Annotated in this window: 3 protein-coding genes and 1 pseudogene; 1 reads left to right on the top strand and 3 read right to left on the bottom strand. The window is 69.4% G+C overall.

The window, feature by feature from the left end; genetic code table 11:
• The 3 genes from ACWNCF_RS00705 to ACWNCF_RS00715 form a co-directional block, all read right to left on the bottom strand.
• Window positions 1-2,201, bottom strand: a 2,201-nt coding sequence (locus ACWNCF_RS00705; RefSeq protein ID WP_449405669.1) for a PAS domain-containing protein, incomplete at its 3' end; no start/stop codon positions are given.
• Entirely contained in the window at window positions 2,129-3,004 is an 876-nt protein-coding gene (locus ACWNCF_RS00710; RefSeq protein WP_449405670.1) for a hypothetical protein, read from the bottom strand. The genes ACWNCF_RS00705 and ACWNCF_RS00710, both read right to left, overlap by 73 nt.
• The gene (locus ACWNCF_RS00715) at window positions 3,001-3,324 is read right to left on the bottom strand and encodes a hypothetical protein (RefSeq protein WP_449405671.1); all 324 of its coding nucleotides are present in this window, start codon (window positions 3,322-3,324) and stop codon (window positions 3,001-3,003) included. The genes ACWNCF_RS00710 and ACWNCF_RS00715 overlap by 4 nt, the downstream gene beginning before the upstream one ends.
• Window positions 3,325-3,560: 236 nt before the next feature.
• Here ACWNCF_RS00715 and ACWNCF_RS00720 point away from each other — a divergent pair.
• A pseudogene (locus ACWNCF_RS00720) lies at window positions 3,561-3,922 on the top strand (GspE/PulE/PilB domain-containing protein); the annotation flags it as partial.
• Window positions 3,923-3,989: the final 67 nt, after the last annotated feature.

Here is a 3,989-nt window from a genome sequence, read left to right on the forward strand (position 1 = left end):
ACCGCGTCGACGCGTTCGCGCTCCGGATCGGCCGCCAGCAGCGCGCAGCGGGGCAGGGCGATGGCCCGGTCGGCGCGCGCGAACGCGATCACGGAGGCGCCGTCCAGGTCGCCCAGCACGCTGTCGATGAACGCGAGGTCGAACGGTCCTTCGGCACGCAACTGCGCGAGCGTGTCGGCGCCGCTGGCGGCCGTGGCGACTTGCCAGCCGCGCGCCGCGAGCAGCCCGGCCAGCGCGGCGCGGCTGCTCGCATTGTCGTCCGCCACCAGCACGCGCAGCGGCGGCATGTCGTCATGGACCGGCGCCGCGGCGTCCCGCGCGGCGCCGAACGAGGCGGTGAAGCGGAACGTGGCGCCGCGGCCCGGTACGCTCTCCACCCGCAGCTCGCCGCCCATCAGGCGCACGAGGCGCCGGCTGATCGCCAGGCCCAGGCCCGTGCCGCCGTACTTGCGGCTCGTGGAGGTGTCGGCCTGCGAGAACGCCTCGAACATGCGCTGCTGCTGTTCGGGCGCGATGCCGATGCCGCTGTCGTGCACCGTGAACCCGAGTGCGACCTGGTCGCCGTCGCGGCCCGCCGGGTCGATCGCCAGCACCACTTCGCCGCGCTCCGTAAACTTGATCGCGTTGCTGACGAGGTTGAGCAGCACCTGGCCGAGGCGCATCGGGTCGCCCACGAGGCGGGCCGGCACGTCGGGATGGACCGCGAACACGGGCTCGATGCCCTTGTTCCAGGCGCCCGTGGCGGACATCGCGGCGATGCTGGACAGGACGTCGTCGAGCGCGAACGGGGTCTGCTCGAGCACCAGCTGGCCCGCTTCCACCTTCGAATAATCGAGTACGTCGTTCAGCATCGACAGCAGCGACTTCGCGGCCATCTGCATGCGCGCCACGTAGCCGCGCTCGCGCCGGCCCAGGTCGGCCTCCTCGAGCAGGCGCGCGAGCCCGATCACGGCGTTCATCGGCGTGCGGACCTCGTGGCTCATGTTGGCAAGGAATTCGCCCTTGGCGCTGCTGGCCGCTTCGGCCGCGCGCAGCGCTTCCTCCAGGCGCGACTGCGTGCGTTTCAGCTCCGTGATGTCGGCATGCAGCATGTAGAAACCCTGCACCCGCCCGTCCGGGTCGATGTCCGGGATGTAGCTGCCCCATGCCTGGATCACCTTGCCGGAGCCCTTGCGGTGCAGCCTGCGTTCGAAGAACTGGCGCTCGCCGCGCAGGACGCCGTCCAGGTAGGGCTGCACTTCCGCGATCTGGTCCTCGTCGACGAGCTCGCGCATGTGGCAACCGACGATGTCGGAGGGGGATCGTTCGAGCCAGTCGCAATAGGGCTTGTTCGCGAAGCGGCAGCGCATGTCCGCGTCCCAGTAGCCGACGAGCGCGGGCAGGTGGTCGGTCACGGTGCGGATCATGCGCTCGCTCTCTTCCAGCCGGCGGCTGGCGGCGCGCAGCGCGGCGGACGTCTCCACGCGGGCGGTGATGTCGCGGATGGTTCCCTGCACGATGCCGCGGCCGCCGATGTCGACGCTGTCGAGCAGCACGTCGGCGTGGAACTTCGAGCCGTCGCGGCGCCGGTAGATCCATTCGAAGCGGGTGCCGCCCGTGTCGAGCGCGCGGCGCATGGCCTCGTTCCACAGGTCGTCCGAGCGGCGTCCGTTCGGCTGCAGTTCGGGCGAACTGCTGGCCGGCGCCATCGCGAGGAATTCGTCGGCGCCGGCGCAGCCGAACAGGTCGATCGCGGCCTGGTTGGCGCTGAGGAAGCCGGCACCGTAGGCGATCAGGACGTGGGCGTCGCCCGATCCTTCGAACAGGGTGCGGAACAGTTCCTCGTTGTCGCGGTTGCGCTGTTCCTGGCGCTTGCGCTCCGTGATGTCGAGCACGACGGCGTTGATGCCGACCAGCTCGCGCTCCGGGCCGTAGACGGGGTAGTAGCTGCAGATCCAGTGGCGCATCACGCCCGGTTCGGCCGGGGTGTCGCCGCTGTCTTCGATCTCGATGAGCGGCCGCCCCGACGCCAGCACCTGCCGGTACGGTTTCTCGATGTGGACGCCCCGTTCGCCCAGCAGTTCGGCGAGCGTGCGGCCGACGTGGGCGCTGGCCGGCAGCGCGTTCACGGCCGCCAGGTAGTCGTTGATCATGACGACCTTGAGGCTGCGGTCGACGAAGGCCAGGCCGACGGGCGCCGTGGCGTACACGGTGGCCAGCATGGCGGATGAGCGCTGCAGCTCGTTGGGGTGCGCTCGGCCACGAGCGATTCGAGGCCGGCGCGGTACTGCTGCAGCTCGCCCTCGACCTTGCCCAGCGCGCGCGCGACGGACGCCGCCTCGCGGATCGCCAGCGGCGGAATGACGAGCGCCTCGCCGCGCCCGAGCGCCGCCGCCGGCTCGGTCAGGGCCCGCACCGAACGCGCGATCGAGTCGCCGATGCGCCAGGCGGCGCCGAGGCTGATGGCCAACATGATCGCGATCCACGCGAGCGTGGTGCCGGGATCGGGACCGAGGATCTCGCGCGCCGCGTGGCGCGGGAACCCGATCGCCACGGCCCAGTCATGCCCGAGCGTGCGCGCATAGGCCGCGTACATCGGCTGCGGCCCGTGGTCGAGCAGCTCGACGAGGCCGACCGGCCGCCTGGCCAGCGCGCGCGCCAGTTCGGGACGCATGCTGTCGTCGAGCGCGTGCATCGTGTGCCCGCGGAACGCGACGAGTTTACGCTGGTTGTCGAACACGAGGGCGGTCCAGTGCGGCGGCAGGTTCTGGTTTGCCAGCAGCTCCTGCAGGCGGCGCGGGCGCAGCTCGACGGTCAGCGCATACGCGACCTTGCCGCCGCGCCAGACCGGCACCGCGACCGAAATCACCCATGGCTGCGTGGCGTCGCCGCGGTGCAGACCGGACGTGACCGTGTCGCCCGTATTGAACACGGTGCGCACGTCGGCTTCGTTGCCGCGCGGTGGCAGGGCGCTGCCGAGCGTGTGGCGCGTGTCCAGCAGCACGGCGCCGTCCGGCGCGCTCACGGCGACGGCGTAGGCGGGGAATTCGGCCGCAGCAGCCGGCGCGCGGCCGCGTGGAAGGCGGCCAGGTCGCCGTTCGCCAGGTTGGTCTGGTTGGCCAGCGTGCGCGCCGCGGTTTCGCCGTTGGCGAGGTCGCGGTCGACGGCCGCCGCCAGCGCGCGCGCGATCATTTCCGCATCCTCGGCGACGTGCGCCCGTTCGCGCTTGTCGGCGTCGGTAGCGAATACGAGATACCCGACCAGGATCGGCAGGGCGCACGCCAGCACGAGCGTCACCAGCTTGGCGCGTATGGAAGGTAGCGAACGACGTTGTAACAACTGCACTGCAAGCTCCGCGACGGGTGCGCAGCCCAAGCGGCGCAGTCACCATGTTAGCCGAGCGGGCGCATGCGGCAAAGCCCCTTCGCATTTGACAACACTGTTTCCCGTCTGGCATGCCGGACCGGTGCGGAGTCGCGCGGACGATACGTTTTGCGTTACGTAAAGTCATTCTCTAGGTTAATTTTTCGTTCCTGTGGCATACAATGCAGGAATAGTCCTACATTGATCGAAGAGGTGGTATGGCGCGGCCCGAAAAAGTCCGACTTGGCGAAATCCTGGTGCAACAAAAGCTGCTGTCGGAAGACCAGCTGAACCAGGCCCTGGCCGACCAGAAGCGCAGCGGCCGCAAGCTGGGCCGCGTGTTCGTCGAGAGCGGCTTCGTCACGGAAGAGCAGATTTCCGGCGCGCTCGCGCGCCAGCTCGGCATCCCTTACCTCAACCTCAAGTTCTACAACATCAACCAGGACGTCGTGCGCCTGCTGCCGGAAGACGCAGGCGCGCCGCTTCCGCGCGCTGGTGCTGGAAGCACCGCGCCGACACGGTACTCGTCGGCGTCTCCGATCCGACCGACCTGTTCGCCTACGACGAGATCGCGCGCCTGAGGTGCTGGATCATCCAACGAACTCCTCCGTTTTAACCTTAGCAATACGTAGCTGAACGAAGAACAC

Source organism: Massilia phosphatilytica (assembly GCF_977014125.1).